General features: G+C 63.3%; 16 protein-coding genes. 14 read left to right on the top strand and 2 right to left on the bottom strand.

The features are described 5' to 3' along the window. Nucleotides 1-44: 44 nt before the first annotated feature. Genes polX through GC162_05460 form a run of 7 tightly spaced genes read left to right on the top strand, consistent with a single transcriptional unit; the run spans nt 45 to nt 6,554 of the window. Nucleotides 45-1,808: a DNA polymerase/3'-5' exonuclease PolX gene (gene polX, locus GC162_05430; GenBank protein ID MBI1368078.1), complete on the top strand. Its 1,764-nt coding sequence runs from the start codon at nt 45-47 to the stop codon at nt 1,806-1,808. 37 nt (nt 1,809-1,845) lie between these two features. Next, nucleotides 1,846-3,246 (top strand): hypothetical protein, encoded by a 1,401-nt coding sequence (locus GC162_05435; protein ID MBI1368079.1) that lies wholly within the window; start codon nt 1,846-1,848, stop codon nt 3,244-3,246. Nucleotides 3,247-3,301: 55 nt separating this feature from the next. After that, nucleotides 3,302-3,892, top strand: a complete 591-nt coding sequence (locus GC162_05440; protein ID MBI1368080.1) for a hypothetical protein — start codon at nt 3,302-3,304, stop codon at nt 3,890-3,892. A gap of 27 nt (nt 3,893-3,919) precedes the next feature. Continuing rightward, entirely contained in the window at nt 3,920-4,303 is a 384-nt protein-coding gene (acpS, locus tag GC162_05445) for a holo-[acyl-carrier-protein] synthase (protein ID MBI1368081.1), read from the top strand. 26 nt (nt 4,304-4,329) lie between these two features. After that, entirely contained in the window at nt 4,330-5,103 is a 774-nt protein-coding gene (locus GC162_05450; GenBank protein ID MBI1368082.1) for a hypothetical protein, read from the top strand. Between the two features lie 20 nt (nt 5,104-5,123). Continuing rightward, the gene (locus tag GC162_05455; protein MBI1368083.1) at nt 5,124-5,351 is read left to right on the top strand and encodes a small basic protein; all 228 of its coding nucleotides are present in this window, start codon (nt 5,124-5,126) and stop codon (nt 5,349-5,351) included. Between the two features lie 57 nt (nt 5,352-5,408). Continuing rightward, complete coding sequence (locus GC162_05460; protein ID MBI1368084.1) at nt 5,409-6,554, top strand: aminotransferase class I/II-fold pyridoxal phosphate-dependent enzyme; 1,146 nt, start codon at nt 5,409-5,411, stop codon at nt 6,552-6,554. Nucleotides 6,555-6,585: 31 nt separating this feature from the next. On the opposite strand, the gene mgtE is transcribed toward GC162_05460, so the two are convergent. Continuing rightward, the gene (gene mgtE / locus GC162_05465; GenBank protein ID MBI1368085.1) at nt 6,586-7,965 is read right to left on the bottom strand and encodes a magnesium transporter; all 1,380 of its coding nucleotides are present in this window, start codon (nt 7,963-7,965) and stop codon (nt 6,586-6,588) included. A 165-nt stretch (nt 7,966-8,130) separates the two neighbouring features. Between mgtE and carA the strand changes: the two genes are divergently transcribed. The 5 genes from carA to GC162_05490 all read left to right on the top strand — a co-directional run bounded on the left by carA (nt 8,131) and on the right by GC162_05490 (nt 14,138). Continuing rightward, nucleotides 8,131-9,345, top strand: coding sequence for a glutamine-hydrolyzing carbamoyl-phosphate synthase small subunit (carA, locus tag GC162_05470; GenBank protein ID MBI1368086.1), 1,215 nt, complete (start codon nt 8,131-8,133; stop codon nt 9,343-9,345). 388 nt (nt 9,346-9,733) lie between these two features. After that, a complete protein-coding gene (locus tag GC162_05475) occupies nt 9,734-12,823 on the top strand; it encodes a hypothetical protein (protein ID MBI1368087.1) in 3,090 nt (1,029 codons plus the stop codon). Nucleotides 12,824-12,929: 106 nt separating this feature from the next. Continuing rightward, nucleotides 12,930-13,289 (top strand): STAS domain-containing protein, encoded by a 360-nt coding sequence (locus GC162_05480; GenBank protein ID MBI1368088.1) that lies wholly within the window; start codon nt 12,930-12,932, stop codon nt 13,287-13,289. Between the two features lie 61 nt (nt 13,290-13,350). After that, nucleotides 13,351-13,761 carry an ATP-binding protein gene (locus tag GC162_05485; protein ID MBI1368089.1) on the top strand — a complete coding sequence of 137 codons (411 nt, stop codon included), beginning with the start codon at nt 13,351-13,353 and terminating at the stop codon, nt 13,759-13,761. Between the two features lie 35 nt (nt 13,762-13,796). Continuing rightward, nucleotides 13,797-14,138: an anti-sigma factor antagonist gene (locus GC162_05490; protein ID MBI1368090.1), complete on the top strand. Its 342-nt coding sequence runs from the start codon at nt 13,797-13,799 to the stop codon at nt 14,136-14,138. A gap of 15 nt (nt 14,139-14,153) precedes the next feature. Here GC162_05490 and argS read toward each other — a convergent pair whose 3' ends face one another. Further along, nucleotides 14,154-15,914, bottom strand: coding sequence for an arginine--tRNA ligase (argS, locus tag GC162_05495; GenBank protein MBI1368091.1), 1,761 nt, complete (start codon nt 15,912-15,914; stop codon nt 14,154-14,156). Between the two features lie 312 nt (nt 15,915-16,226). Here argS and pilM point away from each other — a divergent pair, with 312 nt between their 5' ends. Beyond that, nucleotides 16,227-18,473, top strand: a complete 2,247-nt coding sequence (gene pilM / locus GC162_05500) for a type IV pilus assembly protein PilM (GenBank protein MBI1368092.1) — start codon at nt 16,227-16,229, stop codon at nt 18,471-18,473. 1 nt (nt 18,474) lies between these two features. After that, entirely contained in the window at nt 18,475-19,905 is a 1,431-nt protein-coding gene (locus GC162_05505) for a hypothetical protein (protein MBI1368093.1), read from the top strand. Nucleotides 19,906-19,907: the final 2 nt, after the last annotated feature.

Consider the following 19,907-nt stretch of genomic DNA (forward strand, 5'->3'; position numbering starts at 1 on the left):
CGCGCGATTTGTCGGCAGGGATGCGGATGCGATAGTCTTTAGGCATGTCCATCAACACGCAGATCGCCGAGCAGTTCGAGAAGATGGCGGCGGCGCTGGAGCTGACCGGCGCCAACCGCTTCCGCACCGCGGCCTACCAGCGCGGGGCGCGCGTGCTGGACGAGATGGCCGAAGACATCGCCGAGCGGGCCACGGATGTGAAGAACCTCACCGCGCTCGACGGCATCGGCAAGGGCCTCGCCGAGCACATTCTCGAGTTCGTCCAGACCGGGCACATCAAGGAAATCGACGACACGGTCAAGCAGGTCCCGCCGGGCGTGATGGCGATGATGAACATCCCCGGCCTGGGCCCCAAGACGATCGCCATGCTCTGGAAAGACGCGGGCATCGAGTCCATCGCGAACCTCAAGAAGGCCCTCGAAGCCGGGAAGCTCGATGACCTGCCGCGCATGGGCGCCAAGACGATCGAGAACCTGCGCAAGTCGATCGCCTTCGCCGAGGCGTCGGGCGATCGCGTGAACATCGCCGACGCCATGAACGTGGCGGAACCGATCGTCGAGCACATGCGCAAAGTCAAAGGCGTCACGCAGGCCGACTACGCCGGCAGTCTGCGGCGCGGCCGCGAGACGATCGGCGACATCGATGTGCTCGTCGCCTGCAAAGACCCGCAAAAACAAGGCGAGTCCATCGGCGAGGCGTTCCGTGCGATGGACAAAGTTGAACAGGTCCTCGCGCAGGGCGCGACGAAAAGCTCCGTGCGCATCGAGGGCGGATTGCAGGTCGATCTGCGCATCGTCAGCGAGGACGAGTACGGTGCCGCCCTGCTGTATTTCACCGGTTCCAAGGAACACAACATCCGCCTGCGCGAGCGGGCGATCAAGCGCGGGCTCTCGCTCAACGAATACGGCCTGTGGCGCGAAGACGATGAGCAGAAGACCAAACCCGTCGCCGCCAAGACGGAGGAGTCGATCTACAAGAAGCTCGATCTGCAGTTCATCCCGCCGCGGATGCGCGAGGATCGCGGCGAGATCGACGCGGCGGACAAGGGGACGATTCCGACGCTCATCGAACTGTCCGACATCAAGGCCGAGCTGCACGCGCACACGACCGCGTCGGATGGACTCTGGTCGATCGAGGAACTGGCCGAAGCGGCGAAGCGGCGCGGGTTTCACACGGTCGCCGTGACGGATCATTCCGCTTCGAGCGTCATCGCCAACGGGCTCGACGCCAAACGACTTGAGAAGCACATCGAAGCCGTGCATGCCGCGAACAAGAACATCAAAGGCATCACGATTCTCGCCGGCTCCGAGGTGGACATTCTGGCGGACGGCAAGCTCGACTACCCCGATGAACTGCTCGCGGAACTGGACATCGTCGTGGCCAGCCCGCATGTCGCGCTGACGCAGGAGCCGAACAAGGCGACGGCCCGGCTGCTCGCGGCGATCGAGAATCCGTATGTGCACATTCTCGGTCACCCCACGGGCCGGCTGGTCGGACGCCGCGAGGGGCTTTCGCCGGACATGGCGAAGCTGATCAAAGCCGCGGCCGACACCGGCACCGCGCTGGAAATCAACGCCCATCATTACCGCCTGGACCTGCGCGACGTTCACGCCCGCGCCGCCATCGAAGCCGGCGTTAAACTCGCCATCGACTGCGATGCCCACGGCCCCGCCGACCTTGACGAACTGCGATATGGCATACTGACGGCGCAGCGGGCATGGGTCACCGCCGACGATGTCGTCAACTGTATGACCGCCGCCGCGCTGAAAAAATGGCTCACCGCCAAGCGCGACAAGATGGCCAAGTGAACTTTGCCGTCGCGACCGCGTCCATCATGAAAGTCGCATGAAACGACGCTGGATCATTTCGGGGATCATCATACTCGGCGCGATCGGGCTGCTCGTTCATCAATTGACGCGTATCGCCACGCCAGAAGAAGTGCTCGGCCCCGCCCCGCCGCCGCCCGCTGAGACGCACATCGCGGCGCTGGACAAGCTGGTCAGCGTCGACTTTCGCAAGACGCCGCTCAAAGACGCCTTGAGCGTCTTGTCGGATCGCATCGGCACTCCTCTGCAACTGGAGTTTTCACCGGACGCGGATAATGCGGCAAGCGAATCCGTCACGTTGCGGATGCATGACGTGTCCGCTGCTGAAACGATCAAATGGATGGCCGCACAGACAACGCTTGTTGATCTGACGCTTCGCCCGGAGGCGACATCCGATGGCATCATCCTTCTGCTCCAACGCCCCGGGCAACGGCCTGACGTGATCATTGCTAACGAATATGACCTCAATCGTCTCATCGACATCGTCGCGAGCCGGTCGGCGGAAAGTACGTTTCGGCGATGGTGGCGCGAGGCCAAGGAATGGATTCGCCCCAATGAGGTGCTGTTCTCCGATACGGAGTGGAGTTTGAGCCGCGAGGAGATCGAGAGAGAAATATCACAATTGGTGATGGACTCGATTGAGCCGGACGATTGGAAACAGACCGGCGGGGTGCTGTATGGTCTTGAAGTGAACAATGGCATGATGCAGGTGAACGCAACCGCGGAGATCCATGAGCGAATCTATCGGATGCTCTACGACCTCTACATGGCGCTGGAACACGGCGTCGACACGATCGTTACCGATAAGGAAGCGGACGAGCGATATGAAAAGCTCTTGGCGCGGATGCAACGCCCGGTGACGCTCGAGGGCGGTGAAATACCGATCGGTGATGCGTTTGAACGGGTGGCCGAGCAGATGGGTGTCAATATCATACTGAACACGTTTGCACTCGATCTGGACACACCTTACGCACTGAAGATTGACGCAGTCCCCGGCGAAGCTGCATTGAACGAGATTATTTTGCAGTACAGACCCGCGTCGATTGATCGGTCGGTATTGCGCGTCGAGCACATCGAGCCCGACACCATCGTGATTCGACGCGCAGATGCATGGCCCATATGCCCGTTGGTCAGAATGTATGTGATTGGCGATCTGGCCGACGCCATCGGGCGATCCAATCCGGATGCATTTGGAGGAGAACCCCGGCTCGAGGCGATCCAATACACCATGCAAGCTTTGCGCGAGGCATGTGAACCGGACGATTGGCGCATGAATGGCGGATTGCGAAGTTCGATGACGGCGATTGATGATGTGCTGATCATCAGCGCCCCGATGGAGGTGCATCGGCAGGTGCGGATGCTGCTGGCGAAATGGCGACGCGAAGGCGGAGTGCCGGCGCCCCTGCGGGGCGGCCGCTAATGGGGGGCGTTAGCGGCGGCCCCGCAGGGGCGCGGTTTGTGATAGATTTGCGGGCATGTCGATGCTCGCGGCGCATTTGATATTGACGGCGTATGGGTTCTGGCTACCGAATGATCCGCGGGGGTCGTGGTCGGCGTTCGTGCGGGCGTGGGAACTGCGGCGGTTCGGGGAGGCGACGACAGTACACACGCGGCGATCGGTGGCGGGTAAGCGACATGATGCGGCATTGCGGCGGGAGGCGAAGTTGGCGCTGGCGCGGCGGCCGGTCGTGTTCAATGGTGAACAGGCGCGAACAATTGCATTGGCGTTCGGCGGGCGGGCGGAGGGGTCGGGGTATCCGATATATGCGTGCGCGGTCATGCCGGAGCATGTGCATCTGGTGATCGGTACGCCACGGACTGGTGTTGAGAAGGCGGCGGAGCTGCTCAAGGGGGCGGCGACGGCGGCGATGATTCGAGAGGGTTTGCATCCGTTTGAGGATGTGTTTTATCGTAATGGGCGACGGCCGACGCCGTGGGCGCGGAAGTGCTGGAAGGTGTATTTGTATGAACGAGCGGACGTGGAGCGAGCGGTCAGGTATGTGGAGGAGAATCCGGTGAAGGAAGGGAAGCGACGGCAGAAGTGGTCGTTTGTTGAATCGTTTTGAGGGAGCGCCCCTTCGGGGCGGCCGCTAATGGTTGTGATTGGACATGGGATTGATTTAACCGAGACGGCGCGCATCGCGGAGATGGTGCGCAAACATGGGGAGCGCTTTTTGGAGCGGTGCTTCACGGAGGCGGAGCGCGCGTATGCGGCGGGGAGCACGAAGCGGGAGCATGAGCATCTGGCGGCTCGGTTCGCGGCGAAGGAGGCGGTGCTCAAGGCGTTGGGGACGGGGTGGCGGGATGGGATTGCGTGGACGGATATTGAGATTGTGCGCGAACCGTCGGGTCGGCCGATGGTAAAGCTCAGCGGGATGGCGGCGACCGTGGCTGCGGGGCTGGGGATTCGTGCGTGGCATGTGAGCTTGAGTCATACGCACACGCACGCCATGGCCAGCGCCATCGCCTGCGGGTGAGAAGACCGCTAGGATGAGGCACGTGTATGGTCAGTCCAAAGGATCCATCGCCGCCGTTTGAGATCGTCAATCGCCCCGGTGCGTCGAAGCGCCGGGGGATGGAGTTGCCCAAGTGGATGCGCCGGGAGGAGGAGCCCACGCAGGCGGCGGGTCCGGTGCGCGAAACGAGCGGCGGAAGCGGCGGCGGCGGGATGGTCGGGGAGGCCAAGCGGTGGTGGACGAAGCCCGTGGCGTTCCGGCTGCCGCAGGGCACGCTGGTCATGCTCGGGCTGGGGGCGCTGGTGCTCATCATCGTGGCATACCTGATCGGAGATCGGATGGGCAGGCGGAGCATTTCGGCGTTTGCACGCAATTATCAGGAGCAGCTTAAGCCGTTGGAGTCGATTCGGGAGGCCCCGCCGACGCGGATGATCCCCTCGACCATCACCGGTGCGGCGACCGACTCGGACGGCACCCCCCTGCCGAATCTGCCGGGGGCCGGCGGCGTCGAAGACGACCCCCGCCAGCCCGGGATGAACTATTTCCGCCTCATTTCCCTTCCCGCCAACGCGGACGAGGCCCAGAAGGCGGTCGCATTTTTAAAGGCCAACGGAGTTGACGCGGGGGCAATTCCGTTCAACAATGGTCGGTCCGTCAAATTGCTGGCCCTGCGGGGGTTTGAAAACCCCCTGTCCGACCCGGTCGCCCGGGACTTCGCTGACCGGCTCAAGATGCTCGGTCGCAAGTGGAAATCGCAGGAGCACGGCTCGTCGGACTGGAAAGACCTTTACCCGGAAAAATATCGTCCGGGACGCAACTGACTTTTAGACAGGATACGACCATGAGTCTCGACCGCAGTCTCAAATCCTCCGGATCCCTCTCCCAGCACCGCAACGTGCTCACGCGCCCCGAGCGGATCGCGAAGCTGACCGAACAGGGCCGCTTCAGCACCGAACGCCCCATCCATCTTGTCAAGGTCGCCAACCGCAAGGTCGCCGCCGGCAAGAAGTCGGGCAAGAAGGGCGCGGCTGAGGAAGGCGCCGAAGGCGCCGCCGCGGCCAAGAAGTGATTGGCTCCGTCGATTCGTCGGCAGCTTCTCGTTCATCCTTTTGATTGACGCACCCCCATGTTTGACCTGGGCCGCCTCATCACGCGCCGCGCCCGCGCCATCGACGCCAGCGGGATCCGCAAGGTGTTCGATCTGGCGGCGAGCGTCAAGGACCCGATCAATCTCTCGATCGGTCAGCCGGACTTCGACGTGCCCGAGCCGATTCAGGACGCGGCGATCGAAGCGATCCGTCATGGCCGCAACACCTACACCGTCACGCAGGGCATCGCCGAGCTTCGACAGAAGGTCACCGATGCGTTCACGGGTCGCTTCAAGAGCGAGGGCCGCTGGGCGGAGCCGGGCTGCGTGATCACCAGCGGCGTCAGCGGCGCACTGGTGCTGGCCCTGATGAGCTGCGTCGAAGCGGGCGACGAAGTGATCGTGCCGGACCCGTATTTCGTGATGTACAAGCATCTGGTGACGCTCGCTGGCGGCAAGGCGGTGTTCGTCGATACGTACCCCGACTTTCAATTGACCGCCGAGCGCGTCGAACCGCTGATCACGGAGCGGACGAAGTTGCTGCTGGTGTCCAGTCCGTCGAATCCGACGGGGGTGGTGACGAGCGACGACACATGGAAGAAGCTCGTGGCGCTGTGCGAATCGCGCGGCGTGCTTTTGGTGAGCGACGAGATTTACGATGTGTTTCACTACAGCGGGCTGTGCCCTTCGCCCGCGGCGTTCGGGGATTCGATGCTTGTGCTGCGCGGGTTCAGCAAGACATACGGCATGACGGGATGGCGGCTCGGTTACGCCATCGGGCCCAAGCCGATCATCGAGCAGATGACGAAGCTTCAGCAGTACACGTTCGTGTGCGCACCGAGCATGGTGCAGTATGCGGGGGCGAAGGCGCTGGACATCGACATGAGCGACGCGGTCGAAGCGTACAGCCGCAAGCGCGATCGGGTCGTGGAGATGCTCAGCCCGCACTACGATCTGACGATCCCCGGCGGGGCTTTCTACGCCTTCCCGCAAATCCGCACCGGCGAAAGCGCCACCGAATTCGTCAAGCGCGCCATCGAAAAGAAACTGCTGATCATCCCCGGCAGCGTGTTCAGCGAGCGCGATACGCACTTCCGTTTGTCGTATGCGTGCGACGATGCGAAGCTTCAGCGCGGGCTGGAGATTCTTGTGGAGATGGCGAAGAAGCAGCAAGGGGAAAGCTGAGGCATGGCCATGCCTCAGCTTTCGTTTCACATCACAGCAGCGTGCCGCGGAGGAAAAGGATCGCCATCGTGAAGTAGATGACGAGGCCGGTGACGTCGACGAGCGTCGCCACGAAGGGGGCGCTGGCGGTGGCGGGGTCGAGGCCGACGCGGCGGAGGACGAAGGGGAGCATGCCGCCGACGAGCGTGCCGAAGGTGACGACGCCGACGAGCGTCGACGCGACGGTCAGACTGATGAGTAAAAAGTGCGAGGTGTAGTCGGCGAGCCCGACCTGCTGCCATGCGATCACGCGCACCAGCCCGACGACACCGAGCAGAATCCCCAGCAAAAGCCCGCACGCCAGCTCGCGCCACAGCACCTTCCACCACATCTTGAGCGTCACCTCCCCCAGCGCCATCGCGCGGATGATCAAGGACGTGGCCTGCGACCCGCTGTTGCCTCCGCTGGAGATGATCAGCGGAATGAACAGAGCGAGGACGACGGCCTTTTGAATCTGCACTTCGAAGTAGCTCATCGCGCTGGCGGTGAAGGTTTCGCCGACGAAGAGAATGATGAGCCAGATGCCGCGCTTGTGGACGAGACTGGCGAGCGTGGCGGTCATGTAGGGTTCATCGAGCGCCTCCATGCCGCCCATTTTCTGCATGTCCTCCGTCGCTTCCTCCTCCGCCACGTCGGCGACGTCGTCGAACGTCACGATGCCGACGAGTTCATCGGACTTATCCACGACCGGCAGCACGGGCAGGTCATAGCGTTCCATGACGCGCACCGCTTTCTCGCGGTCGTCATCCGCACGCAGCGAGACCACCTGACCCTCCCGCAGCGTCTCGCAGCGGACGGCGGGGTCCGCCAGCAGCAGTTTGCGAAGCTTGATGAAGTCGAGCAGTTTCCCCTGCTCATCGACGACGTACATGATGTTGAGACTTTCCGCTTCGTCGCCATGCTCACGAATATGTCGCAGCGCCTCGGCGACGGTCCACTCGGGCCGCACCGTCAGGTACTCGGGCGTCATCTCACGGCCGATCGATTCTTCGGGATATTCGAGAATCTTCTCGGTTTCCGCCCGCTCCTCCGGCTGCATCAGGGCGAGCAGGTTTTTGGCCAGCTCGTCCGGCGCGTCTTCGAGGAAGTCGACGCGGTCGTCGGGGTCCATTTCGTTGATGATCTGGGCCGCCTGCTCGTTGGTCAGATTGCCGACGATGCGTTCCTGATCGTCCTGGTCAAAATAGCTGAACACCTCGGCGGCGCGCTGGCGCGGGAGGAGCCGCAGGGCGATGGCCTGATGCTTGGGTTCGAGGCAGATGAGCACGTCGGCGATTTCCGGTTCGCGCAGCTCGATGAGCGCAGCGCGTGCCTGGCCGGTCTGTCGGTGGTCGATCAGGTCGGCGATCTCGGGGGCGAGCAGTTCGCCCATGGCGTGATCGGCGTCAAGACGGGGCATGGTTCGTATCCGTGGTCGCTGTCCATCAGTTGCGATCAAACTAACAGGTTCACGCGATCAAGGCCAGATGCATGTTCCGCCGTGAGCGGCGTCAGCGGATGGCAAGCGCCTCCGTGATTGCATACACTACGCCCAATCATGACCAGCCCCACCACTCCCACGCGTATCGCCAAGCTCGCCCTCGAAGACGGCACCGTCTTCACAGGCGTCGCCTTCGGCGCCGTCGATCGCCCCGAGCCGCTGGCCGGCGAAGTCGTCTTCAACACCTCGATGACCGGCTATCAGGAAATCCTCACCGATCCGTCCTACACCGGGCAGATCGTCACGATGACGTATCCGCACATCGGCAACTACGGCGTGAACGTGCAGGATCTTGAGTCGACGAAGGTGCAGCCCGCGGGGTTCATCGTGCGCGAGCTTGCGAACCGGGCGAGCAACTACCGTTCGACGCAACAGCTCGAAGACTGGCTGGCGGCGCAGGGCGTATTGGGCATCAGCGGGATCGACACGCGGGCGCTGACCCGCAAGCTGCGCATCACCGGCGCGATGCGCGGCGTTCTGAGCGCGACGCAGCTCGATGACGCCAAGCTCGTCGCCGCGGCGAAGGCGAGCCCCGTGATGGACGGGCAGAACCTCGCCGAGGTCGTCAGCCCGCATGACACATGCACATGGAGCGAATCGCTGGGCGACTGGCGACCGATTCAGGGTCAGCTTCCGCCGGGGCAAATGAAGCGGCGCATCGTCGCCATCGACTGCGGCGCGAAGTCCAATATCCTGCGCAATCTCGCGGACACGGGCAACGAAGTGATCGTGGTTCCGCATGATGTGAAGCCCGAACAGATTCTCGAGTACAAGCCCGATGGTTTGTTCGTGAGCAACGGCCCGGGCGATCCGGCGGCGGTGGCGGTGACCATCGATACGCTCCGCAAGCTGCACGGCCAACTGCCGATCTTCGGCATCTGCCTCGGACATCAGATGCTCGGCCTGTCGCTCGGCGCCAAGACGTTCAAACTCAAGTTCGGCCATCGCGGCGGCAATCAGCCCGTGCAGAATCTCGCCACGCGCAAAGTCGAAATCACCAGCCAGAACCACGGGTTCGCCGTCGAAGTCGAATCGCTCAAAAAAGTCGGCGGCCTTCCCACGCACATCAACCTCAACGATCAGACCCTCGAGGGTTTTCGCCATCGCGACCTGCCGATTTTCGCCGTCCAGTACCACCCCGAGGCCTCCCCGGGCCCGCATGACGCCAGTTATCTGTTCGATTGCTTCATCGACATGATGAACACGGGGCTCAGTCCGTCGGCCGAGGCGATGGACGCGGCGCAGCGCCGGCGCAACAAGGTGGCGGGGTGACGGATTGCCATTGACAAAGTAATAGCCGGGATTTAAGCTGTTTTGCGTCGGCTCGGGACACGCGCGAATCCATCCGCAGGCAAGGTTCACACCGGCCATGATCGAGGCAAAAAACGGCACTTTCAAGGCGGTTGCGACGATGGTCAGGCGCGGGCTCCCGAGCGCGGGGCCGTGGGCGGCAACGGTACAGGTAACTGTAAAACCTACGGCAGGTTAACGGGCGAAAGCGCGAAATTTTTTTCGCATGCGGCCCTTGCATCGGCGGCTCAGACGTTTTATCTTGTCGGGCCTACAGATACGAGGGATCGCCCGAAGTTGGGATAGGGGCAACGGGCAGGCGCGGCCGCAGACCCGCCGCTCTCTTGACACGAGCCACTGGAGGTTCACGTTGGCATCACGTCACATCGTCTTCGCGTTCGCCTGTGCAGCAATTCTTGTCAGCACATGCATGGTCATCCATGCAACGGCGGACGACCATCCGACCGCTGCGCAGCTCCTTGAGCAAGGTGAGGCACAGATCAAGAGCGGCAAGCTCGAAGATGCGCAGAACACGCTCAATCGCATCGACCCGATTCAATTGACCAAGGAGCAGCGCGTCGAGCTTCAGGCGGCGCTTCAGTCCGTGCGCGATCAGCGCCGCGCGGCCGAGCCGATGCCCAAGCCCGCGCCCACGCCCACGACGCCCGAACCGACGAAGACCCAAGCGCCCAAGCCCGAACCCGCACCGGCCAAGCCCGAACCCAAGCCGATGCCCAAGCCCGCACCGGCGCCCGCCGTCGAGAAGCCCGCGCCGGCCCCTGCTCCCGCGCCCGCACCCAAGGCGGAGCCCAAGCCCGAACCCAAAGCCGAGACCAAGCCCGCGCCGGCGCCCGCGCCCGCACCCGTGGTGGAAACCAAACCCGACGCCAAGGAACGCCCCGTCGCGGCGAGCAAGCCCGCTGCCGCCAAGCAGCCCGCCGCCGAGATGAAGCCCGCCGCTCCGGTCGTCTCCGAAGGCGAGAAGCTCATGGAGAAGGCCGTCAAGCTCCAGACGCAGCAGCTCACCGCCGAAGCCGATCAGGCCGCCAAGGATGGACAGTACAACCGTGCCGCGCAGCTCTACACGCAGGCGATCTCGCTCGACCCGGCCAACGAAGACGCCAAGAAGGGCCTGGAAACCGTGCGTGCCCTGCTCGGCCGCGACAACAGCGGATCGAAGCTGGTGGAGGATTACGCCAACGTCGTGAAGCTTCGCCGCGAGCAGGCGCTGGCCCGCTACGACGAAGCGATGAAGCAGGCCAAGGCCTCCGTCGCCGCCGGCAATCCCAACGAGGCGCTCGACGCGGTGTCGCTGGGCAAGGCGATTCTCGACACGAACCGTCAGTACCTCTCCGAAGCCGAGTACAACCAGCTCAGCAAGTCCGCGATGGACTTCACCTCGCAGATTCAGGTCGCCGCCGAGCAGCAGCGCGTGCGGGCCCTTGGCGAGCAGGAGATGAAGGTCAAGAACGAGCAGGTCAAGCGCCGCATGGCCGCCGAGGAGGAGCGCGAGCGCAAGGTGCAGGAACTGCTCCGCCGCGCCGCCGATCTTCGCCGCGAACTCAACTATGAAGAGTCGCTGGATGTGCTCGAGCAGCTTCTGTTCATCGACCCGCACAACGTCGCCGCGCAGGCGATGAAGGAAATGATCGAAGACTCGATCATCTACCGCAACACGAAGAATCTTCTCCGCGAGCGCGAGCTCAAGCGTTCGCAGCATTCGGTGGACAACCTCGAGGCGGCGATTCCGGTCACCGAGATCATTCAGTATCCGCCCGACTGGCCCCAGCTCACCGCCACCCGTCAGGCCGCCCTCGGCTCCGCCGGCGGCGAAAGCGAAGCCAACCGTCGCGTCATGGAGAAGCTCAAGCAGTCGATCCCGGTGACCTTCGACGGCAACCGTCTCGAAAACGTCGTCGAGTACCTGCGCAACGTGACGGGCGTGAACTTCTTCGTCAACTGGCGCGCTCTGGAAGGCGCCGGCATCGAGCCCGGCACGACCGTCACGCTCAACCTCGCCTCCGTCCCCGCGGATAAAGCCCTGCGCCTCATCCTCGATCAGGTCGGCGGCGACCTGGTCCCGCTGGGCTTCACCATCGACGAAGGCGTCGTGACCATCTCGACCGTCGAAAACCTCGGCAAAAACACCACGATCCGCACCTACGATATCCGCGACCTGGTCGTGCAGGCCCCCTCCTTCGATCAGGCCCCCGACTTCGACCTGACGTCGATCACCAACAGCTCCGGCGGCGGCAGCGGCGGCGGCGGCGGACAGAGCGGCGACCTGTTCTCCGACACCCAGTCGGACCGACAGACCGGCACACGCAACGAACTCATTCAGCAGATCTCCCAGCTCATTCGCGACACCGTCGATCCCGACGGCTGGCGTCAGAGCGGCGGCCTGGTCAGCTCCATGAGCGAACTCAACGGCTCGCTCATCGTCAACACCACCAGCGAGAACCACCGCGCCATCCTGAGTCTGCTCGCCCAGCTCCGCGAGAGCCGCGCCCTGCAGATCAACGTCGAAGCGCGATTCCTCCTCGTCGATCAGAACTACCTCGACGAAGTCGGCGTCGACATGGACCTGACCATCAACAACATCGGCTCCGACTTCACGCCGATCACCATCAACACCGAGTCGGCCTCGATCGCCGATCGTCAGAACACGAACCTCAACGGCTCGTTCGGCGGATCGGACTCGGGCTCGGGCCCGATCGACGGCTCGTTCCGTCGCGGACTGAGCATCAGCGGCGGATTCATGAATGACGTGCAGGTCAACCTGCTCGTCAAGGCCACGCAGGCCAACCGCCGTTCGACCCAGTTGTCCGCCCCGCGCGTGACCTTCTTCAACGGCCAGCGCGCTTACGTGCTCATCGCGACGCAGCTTTCGTACATCAGCGACCTGAACCCCGTCGTCGGCACGCGGTCCGCCGCCTTCGACCCCGAGATCAGCGTCGTCTCCAGCGGTGTGATTCTCGACGTGGAAGGCACCGTCTCGGCCGACCGCCGTTACGTCACCCTCACCGCCCGTCCCTCGCTGGCCCGCGTCGTGCGTCTGCGTCAGCTTCAGGTCGTCGGCGCCACCATCGACAACACCGGCGACGATGACAACGCCGGCGGCACCGCAGGCGTCCCCGACGTCTCGACCGGCGTCATCGAAGCGCCCGAACTCGAACTCACCACCGTCCGCACCACCGTCAGCGTCCCCGACAAGGGAACGCTCCTTTTGGGCGGTCAGCGGCTCTTCGCCGACGTGGAGATCGAAGCCGGCGTCCCGGTCATCTCCAAGGTCCCGATCCTCAACCGCCTCTTCACCAACCGTTCGACCGTCAAGGACGAACGCACCCTGCTGATGCTCATCAAGCCGACCATCCTGATCCAGAGCGAGAAGGAAAACGACCTGTTCCCGGGTCTGAACCAGTCGGCGGGCATCTTCAGCGGCGGAACCACGACCAAGTGATCGCCCGGCCCGGGCGTCGGTCGAATCGACCCGATCAGGCCTGAGGCGCATTGAACGCCTCAGGGCGAACGGCCCGCAAGAAAGCGCGGCCCTGGAGCGAATGGACATGGCAGGCACGGATTCAAGACTCTCGATCTCGACCGACGGACCGGTCACGCTCGTCGAATTCCTCGACCGCAACATCCTCGACGAAGCGAGCATTCAGCAGATCGGCGACGAGATCCTCCGCATCGTCGAAACCTCCGAGTCGCCCAAACTGCTCATCAACTTCCGCAATGTCGACCACCTGTCCTCCGCCGCGCTGGGCACGCTGATCACCATCAACAACAAGGTTCGCCAGAAGGATGGGCAGCTTCGTCTTTCGGACATCGACGCGCAGATTTACGAAGTCTTTGTCATCACGAAGCTCAACAAGCTCTTCCACATTCACAAGACCGCCGGTGAAGCCCTGGCCAGCTTCAAGTAATGGAATCTGGTTGGGGATCGTTGAGAGGAACCCCGTGGCATCACCCCCGATTGCACGCACAATGCGCTTTCCAAGCCGGCTCGAGGAAGTGAGCCGCGTGGAGGAAGTGCTCATGGCGGCGGCGGCGGAGCGCGGCTACAACGGGCACGATCAGTTCGCCGTCAAGCTCGCCCTCGAAGAAGCCCTCGCCAACGCCATCAAGCACGGCAATCAATCCGATCCGACCAAGCAGGTCACCCTCGAGTTCACCATCGACGAGCAGCAGATTTCGATCTCCATTTCCGATGAAGGTCCGGGTTTCAACCCCGCGGACGTGCCCGACCCGACGCTCGACGAAAATCTCGAAAAGCCCTACGGACGGGGCGTCATGCTCATGAACACCTACATGAACGAAGTCCGCTACAACAAGCGGGGCAACAAGGTGACGCTCGTTCGGCGGCGCACCGAATCCCCCGCTCACCGCGGCGAATAACCCGCCGCCACGTCCTCATCCGCGAGGGTTCCGCCATGACGCAATTCAACGTCGATATCGCCAATCATGATCAGGGCGTGATCATCCGCCTGCATGGCGACGCGACGCTCTCGGCGACCACCGCCCTGCGCGACGCCCTTCAGCCCGTTGTCGAACGCAAACCCAAGCGCGTCGTGCTCGATCTCGCCCAGCTTGTCTTCATCAATAGTCTGGGCCTCGGCGCCCTGCTCGAATTCCGGCAGGCGCTCAATGCCCATGGCGCCCGGCTTCGTATGGCCGGCGCAAGCGATCGCGTGGCGGACATCTTCATGAAGACCCGGCTCGCCGAGCTGTTCCCGATGTATCCGACCGCCGAGGAAGCCATCGCCGCTGTCTGAGCCCCCGCCCCGCCGCTACATCCGATCCAGCACTTCAATGCCCAAAAGGTTCAGCCCCGCGCGCAGCGTCCGCGCCGTCAGGTCGCAAAGCACGAGTCGGCTCCTCCGCGTCGCATCGTCCTCCGCCTTGAGCACCGGGCAGTTCTCGTAGAACGCGCTGAACATGGTCGCCAGTTCGTACAGATAGGTGCATAGCCGATGTGGCTCCAGCGACGCCGCCACCGCCTTGACCACGGGGCCGAACTGCATCAGCTTCAGCACCAGCGCCCGCTCGGCCACATGCTCGACGCGCACCGCCGCCGAAAGCTCGGGCATGGCCATGCCCGAGCTTTCCTCGCCCGCCTTGCGAAAGATTGAGCGGATGCGTGCGTACGCGTATTGCAGATACGGGGCCGTGTTGCCCTCCATCGCAAGCATGCGGTCCCAACTGAAAACGTAATCCTTGACGCGATCCCCCGATAAATCCGCGTATTTCACCGCCCCGATGCCGACCACGCGCGCCACTTCGCGCTGCGCTTCCGCATCGAGGTCCGTGTTCTTTGCCTTGACGATGCCCGCGGCGCGATCCACCGCTTCGCTCAGCAGCGCCGCCAGCTTGACCGTCCCCCCTTCGCGTGTCTTGAACGGCGTGCCGTCCTCACCGAGGATTGTTCCGAAGCGAACGTGTTCCGCGGTGTGCGCCGCATCGAGCCAGCCCGCCTGTTGGGCCGTCCAGAACACCTGCTCGAAGTGATCCTTCTGCCGGGCATCGACGACATACACGATGCGATTGGCGGATAGTTCGCCGACGCGATACCGGATCGCCGCCAGGTCCGTGGCCGCATATCCGAAGCCCCCGTCGCTCTTGCGCACGATCAGCGGCACCGGCTCGCCGTCCTTGCCGGCAAACCCCGGCACGAACACGCAAACCGCGCCATCGCTTTCGACCGCCAGCTTCTTTTGCTGTAGCGACTCGACCACCGCCGCGAGTTTGTCGTTGTAAAAGCTCTCGCCTCGGATGTCGTCGTCGCTGAGCGTCACGCCCAGCCGGCTGTACGCCTCATTGAAATGCTGCTTCGACTCATTGACGAGATGGCGCCAGAGCGTATTGGTCTGCGCATCGCCCGCCTGAAGCGCGACGACGCGCTTGCGGGCGCGCGTGGCGAAGTCGGCGTCGGCGTCGAATTTCTGTTTGGCCTTCTGATAAAACGCGTTGAGGTCCGCGATGTGCATTTGGCCTTCCGCCCCGCCGGCCGACTCGAGCAGATACTCGATGAGCATGCCGAACTGCGTGCCCCAGTCGCCGACGTGGTTCTGGCGGATGACTGTATGGCCCAGATGTTCAAGCGTGCGGGCCAGCGCGTCGCCGATGACCGTCGATCGCAGGTGCCCGACGTGCATCTCCTTGGCGACGTTGGGGCTCGAATAGTCGACGACGACGGTCTGCGGATGATCGACTTTGCGAATGCCGAGCCGCTCATCCGATGCGAACGCGCCGGCGAGTTTCGCGAGATAGTCGGCACTGAGCGTGAGGTTGATGAACCCGGGACCGGCAATGTCGGGGGCTTTGTCGCAGAGGTCGTCCCATCGGAGGTTGGAGACGATGGCCATCGCGACGTCGCGCGGCTTCTGACCGAGCTTCTTGGCCAGCGACATGGCGATATTGGCCTGGTAGTCGCCGAATTTGGTGTTCTGCGCCGGCGCGAGGATGGGGTCGGTGCTCGCATGCTCGGGGCCGAAGGCGGCTCCGAGCGCGGCGGCGAAACGTTCGGACAAGATGGTGATCGGATCGTGCATGGAGGGCGTATGGTCGGACGCGAGGGGCTGCGCGTCAAGCGCGGAAAACCCGCGTGCGTATCAATCGGACTTACGGCGCGGCGATCGAGCTTGTGAAATTGGTAACTTATTCGCCGCAATAGCACTTGTGACTTGACCGGACGGCGAGCGTCCGATTTAATGAGATGACTGCCCCGCCCGGATCGGCGGACATCGAAGCTCCGCTCGATAACGCACTTTAGGCACCTTATGCAAAGACGCTTTCAATCATCGTCGCAACGACGCTCCCTTCGGGCGTCGAGGCGCGCCCTTGCTTTGATGGAGGACTAAGCCATGCCCAGTTCAAGCGACTGTTGGGGAATTGAAATCGGCGCGCATGCGATCAAGGCGCTGCGGCTTCAGAAGGCGGGTCAGAAATTCTCGGTGACCGAGTTCGACGTGATCCCCTACAAGAAGGTGCTCACCACGCCGGACATCGACGTCGATGAGCAGATCCGACTCGGCATGGATCAGCTTCTGGCGCGACACACGATCGGCAACGCCACGATCGTCGTCAGCGTGCCCGGACATATGGCGTTCGCGCGCTTCGCCAAGCTCCCGCCGGTCGAGCCCAAGAAGGTTCCCGACATCGTGAAGTTCGAGGCGGTGCAGCAGATTCCCTTCCCGATCGAGCAGGTCGAATGGGACTATCAGACGTTCCAGCACGCCGACTCGCCGGACGTGGAGGTCGGCATCTTCGCGATCACGAAGGAGCGCGTCGCCAACTGGCTCAACAATTTCCACGCGGTCGGTCTGCACGTGCATGCCATGACGCTCTCGCCGCTGGCCGTGTACAACGCGATCGCGTACGACGAGCAATGGGCCGACGCCGCGCCGGGCACGATTCTCATGGACATCGGCACCAGCGCGACCGACCTGATCATCATCGAAGGCGGACGCCTCTGGCTCCGCACGATTCCCATCGGCGGGCACCATTTCACCGAAGCGCTCGTGCGCGGCTTCAAGCTCAGCTACTCCAAGGCCGAGAAGATCAAGAAGGAAGCCGCCACCAGCAAATACGCCCGGCAGATTTTCCAGGCGATGCGCCCCGTGTTCGTCGACCTCGTGGGCGAGGTGCAGAAGTCGCTGGGCTATTACCAGTCGCTCAATCGCGACGCGGACCTGAAGCAGCTCATCGGCATGGGCTCAACTTTCCGTCTGCCCGGCCTGCAGAAGTTCCTCAAGCAGCAGCTTCAGCTTGAAGTCATCCGCCACGATGAATTCAAGTCCATCGAAATCGACGGTCGCGATGCGGCCTCGTTCGCCGAGAACGCGCTGTCGATGGCGCCGGCGTACGGATTGGCGCTGCAGGGATTGGAGCAGGATCGGGTGACGTGCAACGTGCTGCCGTCGGTGCTGATCCGCCAGCAGGTCTGGAAGTCGAAGGTGCCGTACAACATCGCCGCCGCCGTGCTGTTCTCGGCCGCGGCGGTCATCGGGTACTCGAACCTGTGGATCGATCGGCAGACCTACGCCGCCAATTCCTCCGCGCGTCAGCAGGCGCAGGCGATCATCTCAACCGCGCAGGCGAAGCAGACGGAGTGGAAGGCGATCGAAGGCGGTTCGGACCCGCGCTCGAAGATCGAGAACCTTCGCCGCATTCTGGACTATCGCAATGTCTGGCCGTCGATCTTGACGGACATTGATGCGGCGCTGGCGAGCACCAAGCCGCAGGAGGAAGTCGTCAGCGCCGACCCGGAGGCGATCAAGACGATCCCGCGGCAGTTGCGCAAGCAGGTCACGATCGACCTGATCAACTACGGCTATGAGAGCAAGAAGCAGGACACGCTTCAGATCTTCGGCGAGCGCAGCGCGATTCAGGGCGGGATGTACGAGGGTTTCATGACCAACGAGGAAATGGAAGCCCGCCGCAGCGCCCAGGCGACAGCGACGCCGACCACGACCGGCGAAGCGCAGCCCGTGCAGGATCCGCCGTCGTTCACCATCACGATCAGCGGCACGACGACGCGCGAAAGCGCCCCCAAGTTCCTCAACGACACGCTGGTCAAATATTTCAACGACAAGGAAGCGGAGATGGACGAGGCGGACAAGTCCCACGCGGCCGACCCCGCCAAGAACCCCATCGGTCGCGACCGGCCGTATCGGATCACGAACGTGAAGATCGACAAAATTACGCCGCTGCTGACGCTTGAGAATCGCCCCGCCGCGGAGATTCCGGGCAATCCCCGGATTCCGGGCGCGGCGGAGGAAGCGCCGGCTCCGCTGCCGGGCGTGCGCGGTCTTCCCGGCGCGGTGCGTCCGCTGCCGGGCGTGCGCGGCCTGCCGGGCGCGGTGCCGGGGCCGGGCATCGAAGGCGAATTCCCGGGCGAAGGCGGACGCGCAAACTCCGGCACGACGACGGACGTCGCATCGCTGCTGCCCGGTGATCCCCTTGCCAAAGAGGATCACACCAGCGACTGGAGTTTCGTGATGACGTTCCGGATCGAACTGATTCGTCCGGAGGAAGCGCGTAAGGCGGAACAGGACGAACACAATACAACGACGCCGGCCCAGCCCGTCGCCAGTGTGGAGGGCCGTTGACATGGGACGCGTACTGACTTGGATCAAAGGCAATCCGCTGACCGTCGCATGTCTGGCGGTCATTCTCATCGCGACGCTTTCGTTCTACTACCCGACGTACGTTCAGGGCAGCGCGTTCCGGCGTGAAATGTCGGCCCGTCAGAGCGACATCGACACGATCAACCAATACAAGCGCTCGCAGATGCAGATTCCGCCCAGCAAGCCCGACGATCCGCCGACGGTGATTCAGGGCGTGATCAACGACGAGGCGATCGCGAAGCTCAAGGGCGTGTATGACGTGATGGAGAAGGAGTACGTCAACATCTATCGCCTCGCGTCGGGCCGGAATCTGCTCGGGCATGATGTGATGCTCAAGGGCATCTTCCCGACGCCGCTCGACGAAGCCAAGCCGTTCGATGCGCAGCGCGAGTACACGCGGTCGTTCGAGATGCTCTATCAGCTTCTTCACGCCGGCTCGCCGCCGAGCGCGACGGAGATCGAGCAGATGATGAAGGACGAAGAGGAGGCGTACAAGCGTAAGATCTTCCCGATTCCGCAGCAGTTGTCGACGCAGCAGCAGGACGAGATCAAGAAGAATCAGGCCAAGCGGCTTTTTGAGGTTTATCAGAAGACGGCGGCGAAGTATCACGTTTACGCCGCACCGGTCGTGATCAATGTGCAGCGCGGCGAATGGAACCGGGGCATCTTCCAGATCGGCGACTGGGCCAAGCCCGGTCCCAAGCCGGATATGTTCGACATCTGGGAAGGCCAGATGCAGCTTTGGATTCAGCAGGACCTGGTGGCGGCGATCCGCATCGCCAACGACATGGACGATGCGAGCAAGAACCTGACCACGCTGCCGATCAAGCGCATCCTCGCGATGTTCGTCAAGCCCGGCTACGTCGGCGTGCCCTCCAGCGGGTACACCGCACCGCAGGATCAGGGCACGGCCCAGCGGCTTGCCGACGACTTTTCCGTCAGCCCGACGGGTCGTCACAGCAATCCGATCTACGATGTGCGTCACGCCGTCCTGTCCGTCATCGTCGACTCCAAGCAGATTCCCAAGCTGCTCAACGCCATCAGCCAGGTCAACTTCATGACGGTCATCGGCATGAGCGTCAGGGATGTCGACGGCTACGAGGCCCTGAAGCAGGGCTACTTCTACGGGAACAAAGTCGATGTGGTGCAGCTCGATCTGACGATCGAGACGATCTGGCTGCGCTCGTGGACCGCGGGGCATCTCAACGAGGCGGAGGCGGCGGCGCGCAACGAGCCGTTCAACGCCGGTCTAATGCCCGACGACGTGCGCTACTACCTGGGCCTGCCCACGCGCACGCCGGCCGACAAATACATCCCCCCCGCCAGCCGTTCAAGCACGGGCGGCGGTAATGCACCGACTCCCGGCGCCGGCGGCGAGTTCGCTCCCCCGCCCGGCGGCGGCGGACTGCCCTGATC

It is taken from the genome of Planctomycetota bacterium, assembly GCA_016125255.1.
GTDB lineage: Bacteria > Planctomycetota > Phycisphaerae > Phycisphaerales > Zrk34 > RI-421.